The 16,684-nt window shown below is 54.6% G+C and carries 13 protein-coding genes and 1 pseudogene; 4 read left to right on the top strand and 10 right to left on the bottom strand.

Translation table 11 applies throughout. The features are described from left to right. Window positions 1–231: 231 nt before the first annotated feature. From B9K09_RS16500 to B9K09_RS16485, 4 genes are all read right to left on the bottom strand, one after another. Window positions 232–1,206, bottom strand: a complete 975-nt coding sequence (locus B9K09_RS16500; protein WP_087516234.1) for an IS110 family transposase — start codon at window positions 1,204–1,206, stop codon at window positions 232–234. A 323-nt stretch (window positions 1,207–1,529) separates the two neighbouring features. Continuing rightward, a complete protein-coding gene (locus B9K09_RS16495) occupies window positions 1,530–2,222 on the bottom strand; it encodes a GNAT family N-acetyltransferase (RefSeq protein WP_087517842.1) in 693 nt (230 codons plus the stop codon). A 14-nt stretch (window positions 2,223–2,236) separates the two neighbouring features. Then, on the bottom strand, window positions 2,237–2,680 hold the full coding sequence (locus B9K09_RS16490; protein WP_087517841.1) for a GNAT family N-acetyltransferase: 444 nt from the start codon (window positions 2,678–2,680) through the stop codon (window positions 2,237–2,239). Between the two features lie 16 nt (window positions 2,681–2,696). Further along, the gene (locus tag B9K09_RS16485; protein ID WP_087517840.1) at window positions 2,697–3,329 is read right to left on the bottom strand and encodes an FMN-binding negative transcriptional regulator; all 633 of its coding nucleotides are present in this window, start codon (window positions 3,327–3,329) and stop codon (window positions 2,697–2,699) included. A 101-nt stretch (window positions 3,330–3,430) separates the two neighbouring features. Between B9K09_RS16485 and B9K09_RS16480 the strand changes: the two genes are divergently transcribed. Then, window positions 3,431–4,897, top strand: coding sequence for a PLP-dependent aminotransferase family protein (locus B9K09_RS16480; RefSeq protein ID WP_087517839.1), 1,467 nt, complete (start codon window positions 3,431–3,433; stop codon window positions 4,895–4,897). An 85-nt stretch (window positions 4,898–4,982) separates the two neighbouring features. Here B9K09_RS16480 and ppnN read toward each other — a convergent pair whose 3' ends face one another. From ppnN to B9K09_RS16450, 6 genes and pseudogenes are all read right to left on the bottom strand, one after another. Further along, a complete protein-coding gene (gene ppnN, locus B9K09_RS16475) occupies window positions 4,983–6,356 on the bottom strand; it encodes a nucleotide 5'-monophosphate nucleosidase PpnN (protein ID WP_087517838.1) in 1,374 nt (457 codons plus the stop codon). A gap of 281 nt (window positions 6,357–6,637) precedes the next feature. Further along, window positions 6,638–7,678, bottom strand: a complete 1,041-nt coding sequence (locus tag B9K09_RS16470) for a DUF2157 domain-containing protein (protein WP_087517837.1) — start codon at window positions 7,676–7,678, stop codon at window positions 6,638–6,640. Window positions 7,679–7,901: 223 nt separating this feature from the next. Beyond that, window positions 7,902–9,124: pseudogene (locus B9K09_RS16465) on the bottom strand (IS3 family transposase). 106 nt (window positions 9,125–9,230) lie between these two features. Further along, window positions 9,231–10,685, bottom strand: a complete 1,455-nt coding sequence (gene rhlB / locus B9K09_RS16460) for an ATP-dependent RNA helicase RhlB (RefSeq protein WP_087519136.1) — start codon at window positions 10,683–10,685, stop codon at window positions 9,231–9,233. 141 nt (window positions 10,686–10,826) lie between these two features. Then, window positions 10,827–11,765 carry a GGDEF domain-containing protein gene (locus tag B9K09_RS16455; RefSeq protein ID WP_087519135.1) on the bottom strand — a complete coding sequence of 313 codons (939 nt, stop codon included), beginning with the start codon at window positions 11,763–11,765 and terminating at the stop codon, window positions 10,827–10,829. 354 nt (window positions 11,766–12,119) lie between these two features. After that, entirely contained in the window at window positions 12,120–12,779 is a 660-nt protein-coding gene (locus tag B9K09_RS16450) for an alpha/beta hydrolase (RefSeq protein ID WP_087517836.1), read from the bottom strand. A gap of 485 nt (window positions 12,780–13,264) precedes the next feature. Between B9K09_RS16450 and B9K09_RS16445 the strand changes: the two genes are divergently transcribed. The 3 genes from B9K09_RS16445 (at window position 13,265) to B9K09_RS16435 (ending at window position 16,683) form a co-directional block, all read left to right on the top strand. After that, window positions 13,265–14,293 (top strand): amino acid ABC transporter substrate-binding protein, encoded by a 1,029-nt coding sequence (locus B9K09_RS16445; RefSeq protein WP_087517835.1) that lies wholly within the window; start codon window positions 13,265–13,267, stop codon window positions 14,291–14,293. A gap of 97 nt (window positions 14,294–14,390) precedes the next feature. Next, the gene (locus B9K09_RS16440; RefSeq protein WP_087517834.1) at window positions 14,391–15,575 is read left to right on the top strand and encodes an amino acid ABC transporter permease; all 1,185 of its coding nucleotides are present in this window, start codon (window positions 14,391–14,393) and stop codon (window positions 15,573–15,575) included. A 10-nt stretch (window positions 15,576–15,585) separates the two neighbouring features. Beyond that, window positions 15,586–16,683, top strand: coding sequence for an amino acid ABC transporter permease (locus tag B9K09_RS16435; protein ID WP_087517833.1), 1,098 nt, complete (start codon window positions 15,586–15,588; stop codon window positions 16,681–16,683). Window position 16,684 lies beyond the last annotated feature (1 nt).

Below are 16,684 nucleotides of genomic sequence, written 5' to 3'. Positions count from 1 at the left end.
CGTTACAAGCTCGAAGCTTTAGGGCGGACACGGCTTGCACTCGCTCCCCCGAGGATCAATCGGGAACTATCGCTCTAAAATAAGCAGTAGTCGAGATACAAGGGCGGACAGCGTTTTTCTGTCCGCCATTTGCAGCGCAGAGCTTGGTTGTTTGTTGATGACTGGTGGACAAGCTTCGCGTTGTCACCCCCTACGCGGCTGATGTTTATTCCGTAGATACCGTCTTGATCCTCATCTTGCAATAGCGAGAAGAGGGTCAAATGGTTTTCCGGATTTTAGTACTCCGTAGGCAATGCAGAGCAGCTTGCGCATAGCTGCGCAGATGATCTGTTTACCCGTTTTGCCATTGGCTCTCATTCGCTCAGCCAGTGCCCGAATAGCGGGGTTACGAGTGATGGATACGATACCTGGCATATAAAGCCCGGCGCGTAACCTAACTGAGCCCATGCGCGATATCCGCACATGACCTTTGAGCATTCCTGATTCTTGTAACCTGGGATTAAGTCCGGCAAAGGCCGTGACCGCACGGCTGCTTTCGAAGCGTTCGATATCGCCCAACTCCGCCAGTACAAGCGCTGCGGTTCTGTCCGCAATGCCGTCGATACTGGTTAGCAGGTCTCGCTGGCCGCGTAGATCGTCGTTGTCATCGAAGTGCTGTTTGATCGCCTTTAGCGTTTCATCGATTTGTTGACGCAAGTGCTCAAGCACCGATTCAATTGACGCCCTGACCTTCTGTTCGTTGGTCACATCTAGGCGGTTTTGTTCGATTTGCTCCAGCTCCTGCAAATCCTTCAAACGGCGCACTAACGCTTTCAGACGGCGAATAGAAGGCTGCTCAGGCTGCCAAGCTCGTAGTTCGGTCTGATGCCTGCGGCCATAGTCAGCGATGAGCTTGGCATCGACTTTATCCGTCTTTACCCGCTGCAGCTGGCTGCGAGCGTAATAGGCCATTTGTGCGGGGTTAAGGACGCAAACACGGTAACCCAGCTTAAACAGCCACTCAGCCAAAGCTTCGTGATAGATGCCAGTGGCCTCCATTACGACCCAGGCATCGGCTTCAGCGTGCTTAAGCAGCCACTGCCGAAAGACCTCAAAGCCCGCAGCGTTATTACTCAGCTTGGCTTTGGTGCGGTACTTGCCGTTATCTTGCAGAGTGGCGATATCGAAGGTCTGTTTAGCTATGTCGATGCCGACAACTATCGTCATGACGCTTACTCCTCATTGAGTTAGGTCGATCATCACTTCATCCGTCCAACCTTGCTGATGCGAGCTCGAGGCTCAGGATACCGTTCGGACTTACTGGATGAGTGCGGAGGAGTGCAGCGCTATCTACGTTACAAGCTCGAAGCTTTAGGGCGGACACGGCTTGCACTCGCTCCCCCGAGGATCAATCGGGAACTATCGCTCTAAAATAAGCAGTAGTCGAGATACAAGGGCGGACAGCGCTTTTCTGTCCGCCGTTTGCGGCGCAGAGCTTGGTTGTTTGTTGATGTCTGGTGGACAAGCTTCGCGTTGGTCCGCCCTGCGGATTATTGCTTGCGCAGCGTTTCAAGGCTGTTGATCTGCTGGCCGTTGCTATCGAAGTTAGCGTCATCCAACCAGCGTTTGAAGGCATCACGGCAGCGTGGCCATTCACTGTCGACTATCGAGAACCACGCGGTATCACGGTTACAGCCTTTAACCACCATGTGTTGGCGGAATATACCTTCCTGTACAAAACCAAGGCGTTCGGCGGCGCGCATTGAGCGGGCATTTTGCGCATTGCACTTCCACTCCAGTCGGCGGTAACCCAGTTCGCTCATTGCATAATTGGCCAGTAGCCAAAGGGTTTCAGTTGAGCCCGGTGAGCGCTGCATGACACGGCCAAAGGCGATGTGGCCAATCTCAATGGTGCCGTCTTTCGGGGTGATTCGCAGATAGCTGAGCAGGCCGACTGCACGCTGGCTGGCTTTATCAATCACGCTAAAGAACAGCGGGTCGGCACTGGCCTGATTGGCGGCGAGCCAAGCATCGAACTCTGCGCGTTCAAGAAATGGCCCAACCGCCAGGTAAGCCCACAACTTCGGGTCGGAGTCCGGGCCTTGCAGTGCGTGCCACAGGTCATCGCCGTGGCGGCTGGCATCGAGTGGTTCCAGCTGCACAAATTTGCCTTGCAATACCACGCGCTCTGGCCGAGCCACAGGTTGCCAATCGACTGGGCGATCATTGAGTTGGTAGGTCATTTAAGGCGTCTCGATCAGAATATTTTGCGGTATTGGATAAAGCCCGGGCGGTCGGCTATCCGGTCGTAGAGCTGCATGGCGTCGGTATTGGTTTCCTGGGTCAACCAATGCACGCGTGAGGCACCAGCCGTTTTGGCTTGTGCATAGACATGCTCAATCAACTTGCGACCGACACCCGCACCGCGCAGCTGTTGCTCAACGAATAAGTCTTGCAGGTAGCAGTAGTCGCCAACAGTCCAGCACGAGCGATGAAATATCCAATGCACAACGCCAACCGGCTTGCCGTCTAGCCAGGCGATAGCCGCATGCATCGGCTCCGTTGGGTCGAGAAATCGCTGCCAGGTAATGGCGCTGGTCGCAGCACTGATTTCGGTTCCATAGAACTGCTGATAACCCTGCCAAAGTGACAGCCAGGCGGCCTGATCGGCGGAGCTTACTGGGCGAATTTCGAGAGACATGTCTGAATCCTTTGGCTTAATCGGCGCAGGGCATACGCTCGGCAAGTAACTGGTCGCGCGGGTCTGCGCTGCTTTGCAGAGCCGCGTGAACACCTTTCTGGTCGGCTGAGTCACGGTTTTGGCTGAGCTTGTATTTGCCTTCTATATGCTCGATGGGCAGGGCAAAGCCGACAATTGCCCGCAGCATCTTGTCGATATAGTCAGCGGGCGCATCATCGACGGACCAAGGTGTTGCGCGGTTGGCTTCGTGTTTGTCACTTAGGCGGCTGACCAATTGCAGCAAGCGCTGCGGATCATCGAACAACTCGATCGGGCCGCGTGCGTGAACGCTGATGTAATTCCAGGTCGGCACCACTTTGCCGTGCTCAGCTTTGGCCGGGTACCACGCAGGGCTGATGTAGCCATCTGCAAGGTTAAACATCACCAACGCCTCGCTAGCGTCCTGCCAATCACGCCAATGCGGGTTGGCCCGCGCGAGATGGCCATACAGCGTGCCGTACTGACCCTCTTCACGCACGAGCAGCAGGGGTAAGTGAGTGGCTTGTAAGCCGTTTGCGCCATGGCTAACAATCGTTGCCAAGCGGGCTTTATCGATTTCGTCATGCAGCACTCCGAAATCATCCTGACGAAACGCTGAAGGTAGATACATGCGGGTTCTTCTGATTGATGGCTGTAGATTGATAGCTGCATGCTAGGCAGAATATTGGACTGTTGTAAGATCCATTTATGGCTAACTTTATGGAGCCAATTATGCAGGTGAGTGCGTCGTTGCCGATCGACTTGTCTGGTGTACGGCTTGAGCCCGGACGCGGTTTGGCGCGGCAGCTCTATCAACGTTTGCGTGAGCGAATCCTTGATGGCCGCCTGCCTGGCGGTGCGCGGTTGCCTGCCAGTCGCGATCTTGCCAACTTGCTTGATGTTTCACGCAATACGGTGATGCGGGCGTTCGACCAGCTCTATGCCGAGGGCTACATTGAAGGTCGGGTTGGCGACGGCACCTATGTTGCCCAGCTGGCAAGCGTGGCGCCTGTTGTTGCGGCGCCGACCGCCACTCCTGCGCCAAGCGATGCTTTGCGCCTGCTCGATAACCATCATTTACCGAAACCACCAGAAGGTGCGCCACGGGCCTTTCGAGTTGGGGTTCCGGCATTCGACCTGTTCCCGTTTGAAACCTGGGCAAGGCTGTCGGCGAGCTTTTGGCGTAAACCGTCTCCTGCGCGGCTCGGCTACGGCGATCCAGCAGGTGATCGGCAATTGCGCGAGCTGATTGTCGCTTACCTGCGCAACAGTCGCGGCTTGCAGTGTGATCCCGCACAAGTGGTGATCACCAGTGGCGCGCAACAAGCGATCAGCCTGTGTGCACAGTTGCTGTTGCAGCCCGGTGATAGGGTGGCGATTGAAAATCCGGGCTACCGCGCTGCCGGGCATGCATTTGCCGTCGCTGGTGCTAAGTTGCAGGGTGTCGCGGTTGATGGTGCCGGTATTGATACGGCGGCGCTTGAGCGGCTCGGTCACTGTCGTTTGGCCTATGTGACGCCATCGCACCAATACCCGACCGGAGTGACGTTGTCGTTGCAACGCCGGCTTGAATTACTCGACTGGGCAGAGCGTCATGACGGTTGGATTATCGAAGACGATTACGACGGCGAGTACCGTTACAGCGGTACGCCTTTGGCACCCTTGGCTGCGCTCGACCGTCAAGGACGCGTGTTGTATGTCGGCACTTTTTGCAAAATTACCTTTCCGGCATTGCGCCTTGGATATCTGATTTTACCTGCGGACCTGGCTGAGTCGTTCTCACGGCGTCGGGCTTTGGATATGCGTCATTCTGAGATAGGCACCCAAGCGGTGATGGCGGAGTTTATTGCGACTGGACATTTTCAACGGCATATCCGCCGGATGCGCAGTGCTGCACGCAGTCGCCGTGATGCATTGCTGGCCGGTTGGCCTCGCGCAATTGCTGGCTGTGCGCCAATGCCTGCTGTCGATGCAGGGCTGCATCTGTGCGTCCGGGTCGATAGCGTCGCCCGTGAGCAGGAGTTGATCGAAGCGGCAGAGGCCGTCGGTGTTGAAATCAATGCACTGAGTCATTATTGGTTGCCAGACAGCGAACAGATGCCAGACCAACGTGCGGGTTTGGTGCTCGGTTTTGCGGCTGTTAATGAGGCCGATATCGAGGTTGCATTGCGCGCCTTGCGTGTTGCCTGGGGTGTTTAAGCGACCCGTTCGATAACGCTTTAAGCGCTGCGCCGCAAGCAAGTGGGCCATCGAGCATTAACCGCTCGACAGCCCATACGCAGGCTTACTTGACGAGTTGGTAACACGGCACATAGTCCGCGCCGCCCGGCAGTTTCATGCGGTGCTGATCGACAAAGGCTTGCAGCAATTCGTCCAGCGGCTGCATCACGGCCACGTCGCCATGAATCTGATACGGGCCTTTTTCTTCGATCATGCGAATGCCCTTGTCCTTGACGTTACCCGCAACCACCCCGGAGAAAGCCCGGCGCAGGTTGGCGGCTAACTCATGGGCTGGCAGATCACGGCTTAATTGCAGGCTGGCCATGTTCTCGTGCGTCGGGTCGAACGGACGCTGCAGACCTTCGTCGATTTTCAGCAGCCAGTTGAAGTGGAACGCATCATTGCGTTCACGACGGAACTGTTTAACGGCCTTTAAACCTACCGTCATTTCGCGGGCAACTTGCGCAGGGTTGTCGATGATGATTTGGTAATGACGCTGCGCCTCTTCGCCCAAGGTTGCACCGATAAAGGTGTGCAGTTGCTGGATAAAGGCCTCGGCGCTTTTCGGGCCGGTGAGAATAACCGGGAAGGGCAGCTCGCGGTTTTCAGGGTGCATCAAGATGCCCAGCAGATAGAGAAACTCCTCAGCCGTACCCACGCCGCCCGGGAAGACGATGATGCCGTGGCCCACACGTACAAAGGCTTCCAAGCGTTTCTCGATGTCCGGCATGATCACCAGTTCGTTAACGATTGGGTTCGGTGCTTCGGCAGCGATGATCCCCGGCTCGGTCAGTCCCAAGTAACGGCTGTTGTTGATGCGTTGTTTGGCATGGGCAATAGTCGCGCCCTTCATCGGGCCTTTCATCACGCCGGGGCCGCAGCCGGTGCAAATATCCAGATTGCGCAGGCCGAGTTCGTGACCGACTTTTTTGGTGTACTTGTACTCGTCTGTATTGATCGAGTGACCGCCCCAGCAAACAACCATCTTTGGCTCTAAACCCGGACGCAGGGTGCGGGCGTTGCGCAGCAGGTGGAACACGTAGTCAGTGATGCCTTCCGAACTGCTCAGGTCGATGCGCTGGCTGCCTAGTTCGTTCTCGGTATAGACGATATCGCGCAGGGCGCTGAACAACATTTCGCGGGTGCTGGCGATCATCTCGCCATCAACGAAGGCATCCGCCGGGGCGTTGAGCAGTTCCAGGCGAACGCCGCGATCTTGCTGGTGAATACGGACTTCGAAGTCTTTGTAGGCGTCGAGAATGGTTTTCGCATTGTCGATTTGCGCGCCAGTGTTGAGAATTGCCAGCGCGCACTGACGGAAGAGTATGTAGATGCTGGCTGAACCCGCTTCACTGAGCTGCTGAACTTCACGCTGGGAGAGGGTTTCGAGACTGCCCTTTGGGCTCACAGAGGCATTTATTACGTTTCGTTGGGCCATTCTTGGCTCCTTTAATACGACCCTGTGGACTCACAACTGCCACAGGCGTCTGAAAATTGAACGCCAACTCCGGGCGTTAATACAGGCTTGCTCAACGATTAAGCAGGGCTCCAAGCAAAACTGGCTGGTGAGAATGTGCAAGGCATAGTCTTTTCTACAACTCTGCGCGACTAAACGAAAGCCCTAGCGTGAAAAATATTCGGTTGATCAACCGTTTAGCGTGTTTTTTGTACAGTTGGCTCGTCTGCGGCCATGCCCTTACGGGCATAGCCGGGCGTCATTTAACGGCGCAGTGCAGGTAGAAAGCTCTGCCAGCTTGACGGTATTTTGCGGCGCAGTTTTGCGCTGAACGCATCCCGCTGTCTTTGATAAACAATGCCCAAACCAATAACCGCCAAGCCCAGCAGGCTAACGATGACCGGGAATAGCAGCGAGTCGGCGAACACTTCATAGGATAAATATCCCAGATACGATGCCACACCGAGTGCACCAAAGACCATGAACATAGCGCGGCGCAGCAGCACTGCGACCGCTATAAGTCCAAGGTTGATCAGGCAGTACAAGGCTTTGCCCAATTCGCTGCCGCTGTCCATCATGGACAGGCCGCCCCAGAAGGCTAACAACCCCGCCAGGTATCCCCAGAATGCATAGTCGCGTTGGCTGCGGCCATCGACCCACAGGCTGCAGAGCAGTACCAGCAAGCCGAACCATAACGAGATCCAGCGGCGTTGTTCCCAGTCGAAAGAGCTGCCAAACAGCAGCTCGGTCAAATCCATCGACATAAACCACAGGGCAATTGCTATCGGCATGACAATAAAGGGGAAGGGCAGCATGCGTAGCATCAGCACCCCAACCATTACTGTGCCAAGCTCCATTGCCAGCCAACCGCTTTGTACGTATTTGTAGTAATCGTTGTAGCTACCCAAGCCGTCATCCAGTGGCCACCAGCCCATCAGACGTTGCACGGCAAATATCAGCAGCGGCGTCATGCTCACAGCCACTGCGCCCAACAAGCCGCCCGGTATTTGCTGGCCGCGTTGCCACATGCTGCGGCCGCACAGGGTAAACAACAGCATATAGGCCGCACTGATGATCAGTAGCGCACCTTCGCCAATGTTCATCCAGGCCTCGGTCAGCAGCCAACCCATGGCGCCGATGATCAGCATGGCGCCAAAGTAATACGCGATGTGCGCCAGTTGAAAACTCGCCCGTTCAGGGTTTTGTTGCTGCAAAAAACTGAGCAATGCGGCGTCTTGGCCGGGAGCAAGCACGCCAGCTGCGACTGCTTTGTGTAAGTCGGTCGGTTGGATGGTCAGGCGCATCATGGGACTCCATTTCCGCAATTTAACAGCTCTAAGACTAGCGCTTAGGGGGCAACGCGAAGCTTGCCCACCATGACTCAAGCAACCAAAGGCTTAAGAGCCAGCACATAGCCGTGGTTTTGACAGCCGTTTAATGGTGGGCGAAAAAAGCGTCGCCCATACCATTAATGAGACAACGCCTGGTTTATTGCAGTGTCTAGTCCTGAAATAGGTTTACACCTATTCACCCTAACGCCCGGTGCACCGCATCGGGCGTTTTGTATTTCAGCGACAGGTGTGGTCGCTCGTTGTTATAGATCGACACCGACTCGCTCACCATCTTCTTCGCCTGAGTTAAATCTTCTGGTCGCTGGAGCAAAAGCTCTGTCTTTAAAATTCCATTGACCCGCTCTGCCAAGGCGTTTTGGTAGCAGTCATAACCATCCGTCATCGAGCACCTGATGCCGTGTCTTGCATGAAGCGCCTGATACTCTCCCGAGCAATACTGACTACCTCTATCCGAGTGATGGATTAGTGCTTGCTGTGTTTGACGGCGTTTTACCGCCCGGCGCAACGCATGAGCCACCGACTCGGTATGCAGGCTCTCATGGACGTGATAACCCACGATCTTTCGTGAAAAAGCATCCGTCACAAGGCTTAGATAGGCTGTGCCGGTCTGAATTGGCAAATAGGTGATATCAGCCACCCAGACTTGTTCCGGGCCATTTGGAACAACCTGGTCAGGCCCTGGCTTGAGCAGGTTTGGATGGCGCCGGAAGCGATGATGGCTGTCGGTCGTCTTGTGATAAGCCCGCTTGCGGGCTACCAACAAACGCCTTTCACGCAGGATTGAAAACAGCCGATCTCGACCTACATGCAGGTCAAGTTGAGGCTGACAATGCAGTAAATAATGCAGCTTACGGGTGCCTAGGCGCGGCTGGCGCTGACGTTTGCGCTGAACGAAATCGACAACGTTCTGATCCAAAGCCAGACGAGCAGCGTCGACATTATTACGCTTGTAGTAAGCCTGACGACTGATCCCCATGAACTGGCAAGCCCTGCTGATACTCAGCCCTTCGATTTGCTTTTGCGTGAGGACTTGCCGGGTCGCTTTTTTACGATCGACACTCCGTAGTCGGTCTTCAGGACATCCACTACGGCTTCGAAAAATTGAGCTTTCTGTGTGGCCACTTCAAGCTGCTGCTCCAGCTCTTTGATGCGCTGCTCGGGTGTCAGCGGCTTGGGGGTAGTCATGACGCGACTCCTCTGGGCTCGAATCGATGCGCCTTGGCTTCAATCTTGGCGGCCATGCTTGCGCAACCAAACCAATACAGTTGATCGCCCTTGGATCCCATAGCGATCCTGAGCTTGTGTGTAACTAAGCTCGCCTTTTTCGACCTGATCGACAACTGCCAATTTAAAAGCTAGCGAATAATCGCGCTGACTTCGTCGTACACCTTCAGCCATGGGGCCCTCCTGAAAAAGAAGCTAGAAGGTGTAAACCTTATTCAGGACGGGTCACAGACACAAAAAAGGCGAAGCTGCTGGGCTTCGCCTGTTCTATCGCGCTTGGTTAACCTTTGCGGGGTATCGGCTTGAGCAGTTCGTCTGGCGGCATTTCACAGGATATCTTGTGGCCAAGCAGCGCCTCGATGGGCGGTAATGCGTAGGCGTCATCTTCGCCGGCAAAACTGATCGAGGTGCCATTGGTGCCCGCACGACCTGTTCGGCCAATACGGTGAACGTAATCGTCCGGGTCTTCCGGCAGGGTGAAGTTGATCACGTGGCTGATGGCGTCAACGTGAATGCCGCGACCAGCAACATCAGTTGCGACCAGCACGCGAATTTTACCTTCACGGAAACCTTCAAGCACCTTGATCCGCTTATGCTGCGGTACGTCGCCAGACATTTGTGCGGCGCTGATGCCGTCACGCGTCAGGCGCTCTTCAATGCGTCGGACTTCGTCTTTGCGGTTGGCGAAGACCATCACCCGAATCCAATCGTTCTGCGCAATCAGGTTGTACAGCAACTTGTATTTGTCGCTACCTGCCACGGCATAAACGTGTTGCTCAACGGTGTCACTGGCAACGTTTTCTGGCTCAATCTCAACAATCGCCGGGTCAGTGGTCCATTGTTTGGCCAGATTCATTACATCTTCAGTGAATGTGGCAGAGAACAGCAGGGTTTGCCGCTCACCTTTCATTGGCGTCTGGCGAATGATTTGGCGAACCTGCGGGATAAAGCCCATGTCGAGCATGCGGTCGGCTTCGTCGAGCACCATGACTTCAACCATGTCGAGGTGTACTTCGCCGCGCTGGTTGAAATCAAGTAAGCGACCCGGCGTTGCAACAAGAATGTCGCAGTAACGCGATTCCAGCAGCTTTAACTGCTTGTCGAAATCCATGCCGCCAACAAAACTCATGACATTAAGGTCAGAGTATTTAGTCAGGTCTTGTGCATCTTTAGCGATCTGCACCACCAGTTCGCGGGTCGGCGCGATAATCAGTGCTCGCGGCTCACCCATATAGCGCTCTTTCGGCGGTGGCGTTTGCTGCAGCTGAGTAATGATCGAGATGAGGAATGCGGCGGTTTTGCCCGTACCCGTCTGGGCACGACCGATAGCATCCTGGCCGCTCAGGGTGTAACCCAGAACGCCCGCTTGGATTGGCGTGCAATACGGAAACCCAAGGTCATGAATGGCGTGCATTAGCCCAGGGCTGAGCTTGAAATCGTGAAAGCGTGTTTTACCTTCAGCAGGTTCGACCGCAAAATCGCTGAGTTTCCAGTTATCAACCGGTTTGGCTACCCGCTCGCGGCGTGGCTTTGCCGCTTTGGGCGCGTCATTGCGGGCAGGCTTCGCGCCGTCAGTCTTCGCTTTGCTCGGCTCACGGTTCTTATCGCGTGCTCGGCTGTTGCGGCTGGTATTGGCTGGTGCGCTATCAAGGTTGGCTGGCGCAGAGGGCCTGTTTACTGAGGCTGGCTGCTCGCCGTCGGCTTTGCCGAATATTTTCTTTAGTGCTTTGAGCACGGTCATCTCGTCAATTGGTTAAGGAGTGAACTGCGCCAGTGTAAAGCAAGAACACGGCGCGGCGAAGTGCCACAGCCGCTTGCAACCCACTGCTAGCGTTTTGATTGACGATTCACCCTTTTGGGTGGGGTGTTTGCAGCTTTAGTGGCGCAGGCAATTGCGGCCTTGTTGTTTGGCTCTGTATAGCGCGTTATCGGCCCGGACAAGCATGCTTTGCAGGGTGTCCTGGCTCCGCATGGATGATAAGCCAATCGACACCGTGACCCCTGGCAAAGGGCCTGTGGGTGAGTAAAAGGTCGTAACGGCTTGCAGGCTCAAGCGTAAGCGTTCACCGATACTCAGCGCCGCATCGGTGTCCATTTCTGGCAGTAAAATGACGAATTCCTCTCCGCCATACCGCGCCAGGCTGTCCTTGTTACGCAATTGGTCGGTCAATGTCTGTGCGACCATGCACAGTGCGTAGTCACCCGCTAAGTGACCATGTTTGTCGTTATAGGCCTTGAAGTGATCAACATCGAGCATCAACAAGCTGAAGGGCTGCTCATTGAAGGCGCAGCGCGTGGTTTCACGCTCAAAAATATGCTCCAGCCAGCGCCGGTTGAAGGTGCCGGTAAGGGTGTCGATATTGGCGTGTTGTTCGCTGTTGAGGATGGTTCGGTTGCCTTGGCGAACTCGATGGCAGAGCAGTTCAAGCAGGTTCTGCATGAGCTGCGGTGAATGTTGGAACAAATTGACCAGTGAAGCGCGGTGCAGCCGCAACACTCGGCTGGGCTGTGTGGCAACTACGAATGCACAAGGGTGGTCATTGTCAATGAAGCTGATTTCGCCTGCGCAATCGCCTATATATAATGTGCTGACCGGCTGATTATCGAGCGAACCCAGGTAAACGTTGAGTTGGCCGGCGACTAAAACGTACAAATAATTGTTACGCGTAGTCGGTGACAGCAGGACTTCTCCCGCATCAATATCGTAAGCCAAAAACTCGTTAAGCAACTGCTCAATGTTGCTTAACGCGACCTTATCGAACAGGCGCAGTTTATTCAGATGCTGCGTCTCGGCTTGCCAGTGAGCTGGTTTCACTGCCGCCACCTATAGACGCAGAAACGTGTAACCCAACACATCCCTAGCGCTCCCCGCTTGATGAGTTTGATCTGCCTCATCTAATAATCAGATTAGATAAGAACAAGCATTGCAATCTGTCGAGCGACCAGCGGCTTACGGTATTAGTGAAGGACGCAGAGGTGGGTCTGAACAGGCAAGCAGCCTACGCAGAAACTAGCCGCGATGACCGATGCTTGAGCGGTTTCAATGTCGAGACAAGCGGCTTGCTCCGGCTCAAGCGTGAGTTCGCTATAAGCCGGTACCGTTGAAGTTGTAGACCAGCGGTCGTTTGGTAGCTGCGGGAAAGCACTGCACAACCTGGCTTAGGGTTCCTTAATTGCTCAACTGTGTCAGCAGCCAGTCACCAATATCGCGAATTTGCTGTGGGAGTACTTCGTGGGCCATCGGGTATGCCTGCCATTTTGGGTCACATCCTCTGCTTTTCAGCCACTCGTAGGCTGTGCGGCCCATGCTTGGCAGCACAACATCATCATGGCTGCCGTGCTGACAGTAGACCGGTAACTGCTGTTTTTCCGGGTCAAGGCTGATGTCTTCAGCAAAGGTCGGGGCATAGGTCGATAGTGCCAGCACTCCGCCGAGAGGCCCAGTCCAGCGCATAAATGCTGCGTGATACACCACCGCGCCGCCTTGTGAAAAGCCCGCCAAAAATATCCGTTTCGGATTAATCCCGCTGTCACGTGCCGCTTCAATCAAGGCAATAACTTGTTGCGCCGACGTTTCGAGTTGCTCGCGATTGATCGCGCGTGCCGGGCTCATCGCCAAAATGTCATACCAACTGGGCATTTCGAAGCCACCATTAACCGTCACTGGCTGGGTTGGGGCTTGCGGCAGCACAAAGCGAGTGGAGGGTAAAACCTGTTGCAGTGCTTCGGCGACAGGCAAAAAATCGTAACGATCTGCGCCGAGTCCGTGCAACCAGATGACGCACGAATCCGGTGCGTGTGTGGGCTGAAGGATCAATGGTTCGCTCATGTTTGGCTCCGGGTTGGTGCTTAAGCGCTAAATTGGTGCGCGCTAAACTTTGGATTGTGGCTATTCTGTGAAGTAGATGTCGCAAGGGTACAAGTTTTGCTATTGACCTGCTTTTATCAGGGTGGTGGCACGGTGCTGGTACGAGGTTTGCTACATCTAACAAGACTGGTGATGTCGTCTGGTAGCAGTAACACTTTATTTATTGTTACCGGACGCATAGCAGACGGGAAGCCAATTTGATGGGGGTTTCCAAAAATGTCGCCAGAAGCGGTTTTTTTGGTGATGAGCAAATTGCTATCCGTCTCACGTTCGTTCTACCAACGGACGTGCGCAAGTTCAAAGCCGATTGAAAAAGCGGCAACATAACTCGCGCTAATGCTCAATCCATGGTTAATTGCGTCGCTGCCAACGTAATTAACTCACCTCATAAGGGTACGGTGGTAGAGCTGAGACTCCAACACAACAAAAGCAACTGGAGGTTTTTAATGAAGATGGTGAAATCCACTCTGGCTATTCTGACTACCGCGACTGTTCTCGGTGTCAGTGGCTTTGCTCAAGCGGGCGCAACTCTCGACGCAGTACAAAAAAAGGGCTTTGTACAGTGCGGTATCAGTGACGGTTTGCCGGGCTTCTCGTACGCAGATGCCAAAGGTAACTACATGGGGCTCGACGTTGATGTCTGCCGCGCAGTTGCTGCAGCTGTTTTCGGTGACGCTAGCAAAGTTAAATACAGCCCATTGACGGCCAAAGAGCGCTTCACTGCACTGCAATCTGGTGAAGTAGATGTGCTGTCGCGTAACACCACTTGGACCAGCTCGCGTGATGCTGGCCTGGGTCTGAACTTCGCGGGTGTTAACTACTACGACGGTCAAGGCTTCCTGGTTAACAAGAAACTGGGTGTTTCCAGCGCTAAAGAACTCGACGGTGCAACCGTTTGTATTCAGGCCGGTACCACTACTGAGCTGAACCTCTCTGACTACTTCCGTGCCAATGGCATGAAGTACACCCCAATCACTTACGATACTTCTGACGAAAGCGCCAAGTCGGTTGAAGCAGGCCGTTGCGACGTGCTGACTTCTGACCAATCGCAGCTATACGCACAGCGTATCAAGCTGGCCGCTCCTGAGGAGTACGTCGTACTTCCAGAAGTCATCTCTAAAGAACCGCTGGGTCCAGTGGTTCGTCAGGGTGACGAGGAGTGGTTCGACGTCGTGCGTTGGTCCCTGTTCGCTATGGTTAACGCCGAAGAGCTGGGCATCACTTCGAAGAATGTAGAAGACATGGCCAAAAACACCAAGAACCCAGACATTGCACGTTTGCTGGGTGCCGAAGGTGAGTTTGGTAAAGATCTGAAGCTGCCTAAAGACTGGGCCGTCAAGATCGTTAAGCAAGTGGGTAACTACGGCGAAAGCTTCGACCGTAACGTCGGTGCCGGTAGCGATCTGAAGATCGAACGTGGTCTCAACGCCCTGTGGAACAAAGGTGGTCTTCAATACGCACCACCAGTGCGCTGACCGTCAGTGCTCGCGCCCGTCCTGGGCGTGAGCATCGTTCTGATGATGTGAACCCCATGCCCGCTGATGCGGGTGTGGGTGTTCCAAGAGGGCTTATATGCAAACTAGTGCAAATGCCTCTCGCCCCAAAGGCTCAGTCTGGACTGACCCTAAGGTGCGTGCGTGGCTATTCCAAATTCTCGCCATCATCGCTGTTGTGGCGCTCGGCTGGTTCTTGTTTGACAACACCCAGACCAACCTGGACAAGCGCGGGATCACATCCGGCTTCTCGTTTCTTAACAACAGTGCTGGTTTTGGTATTGCTCAACACCTGATCGAATACACGGAAAGTGATTCCTACGGTCGGGTCTTTGTCATTGGCTTACTCAATACCCTGTTGGTATCTGGCATCGGTATTGTCGGTGCCACATTGCTCGGTTTCATTCTGGGTATTGCGCGACTCTCGCCTAATTGGCTAGTCAGCAAGCTGGCAACGGTCTATATCGAGATCTTCCGTAATATTCCGCCTCTGCTGCAAATCTTCTTCTGGTATTTCGCGGTCATGCTGGCCATGCCGAGCCCGAAGCAGAGTCTCGAGTTTGGCAGTATGTTTTTCATCAATAACCGCGGCTTGTATATGCCTTCGCCGTCGGTAACGGATGCATTCACACCGTTCTTGATTGCTTTGCTGCTGACCATTGTCGCGATTATTTTCATGGTGCGTTGGGGACGTGCACGGTTTGAAAAAACCGGCCAACCGTTTCCGTTGCTTATGGTTTCGCTGGCAATGCTGGTGGTGATACCAGGTTTGACCATTGCATTGTCGGGTAATCCGCTGACGTGGCAGTCCCCGGAGTTGAAAGGTTTCAACTTCCGTGGTGGCTGGGTGATGATCCCCGAATTGATCGCTCTGACTCTGGCTCTGACGATCTACACAGCAGCATTTATTGCTGAAATCGTACGATCGGGCATCCAGGCGGTTAGTCACGGGCAGACAGAGGCGGCTCGTTCGCTTGGCTTGCCCGCCGGTAAGATCTTGCGGTTGGTGGTTATTCCACAGTCGCTACGGGTGATCATTCCGCCGCTGACCAGTCAGTACCTCAATCTTGCGAAGAACTCGTCCCTGGCCGCAGGTATCGGCTATCCGGACATGGTCTCGTTGTTTGCCGGTACGGTACTTAATCAGACAGGGCAGGCGATTGAAGTTATCGCCATCACTATGAGCGTGTACTTGGCGATCAGCATTAGCATTTCGCTGTTCATGAACTGGTACAACAAGCGCATCGCGCTGATCGAGCGGTAAGGAGCAGCCCATGCAAATTCATACGTTTAAACCTGATCTGCCACCCCCGCGCCTGAGCGTTGGGGCTGTTGGCTGGCTACGTGGCAACTTGTTCTCCAGCGTGCCTAATACGCTGCTGACTATTGTCGCTGTGTACTTGATCTGGCTAATGATTCCACCGCTGCTCGATTGGGCGCTGTTCAGCGCTGATTGGGTGGGTACCACCCGTGCCGATTGCACCGGCGAAGGCGCGTGCTGGGTGTTTATCCAGCAACGTTTCGGTCAGTTTATGTACGGTTTCTACCCGACCGAACTGCGCTGGCGCGTTGACCTTGCCCTGTGGGCAGCGATCATCGGTGCTGCACCGTTGTTCGTGCCGCAAATGCCACGCAAAGCCATGTATGGCTTGGGCTTTCTGGTGCTCTACCCGATTCTGGCTTACCTGCTGTTGCACGGTGGTCACTTCGGTCTAGAAAACGTACCAACCAGCCGCTGGGGCGGTTTGATGCTGACTCTGGTGATTGCCTCTGTCGGTATTGCAGGCGCCTTGCCACTGGGTATTGTGCTGGCGCTTGGACGTCGTTCAGAGATGCCGGCTATCCGGGTTATCTGCGTGACCTTTATTGAGTTCTGGCGCGGCGTGCCGTTGATCACCGTGCTGTTTATGTCCTCGGTAATGTTGCCGCTGTTCCTGCCGGAAGGCATGAGCTTCGACAAGCTGATGCGCGCCTTGATTGGGGTTATCTTGTTCCAGTCTGCCTACATCGCTGAAGTGGTGCGTGGCGGCTTGCAGGCAATCCCTAAAGGCCAATATGAAGCGGCTGCTGCAATGGGCTTGGGTTACTGGCGCATGATGGGGCTGGTTATCCTGCCGCAAGCGCTGAAGATGGTGATTCCTGGCATCGTCAACACCTTCATCGCACTGTTCAAAGACACCAGTCTGGTGATCATTATCGGTCTGTTTGACCTGCTCAACAGCATCAAACAAGCGACCACAGACCCCGCGTGGCTCGGTATGTCGACTGAGGGCTATGTGTTTGCAGCCCTGGTTTACTGGGTTTTCTGTTTTGGTATGTCCCGCTACTCCATGCATCTGGAGCGCAAATTGGACACTGGCCACAAGCGTTAGG

The sequence above is a fragment of the Pseudomonas sp. M30-35 genome, from assembly GCF_002163625.1.
In the GTDB taxonomy this organism is placed as follows: domain Bacteria; phylum Pseudomonadota; class Gammaproteobacteria; order Pseudomonadales; family Pseudomonadaceae; genus Aquipseudomonas.
This window is presented reverse-complemented; position numbering and strand designations above follow the sequence as displayed.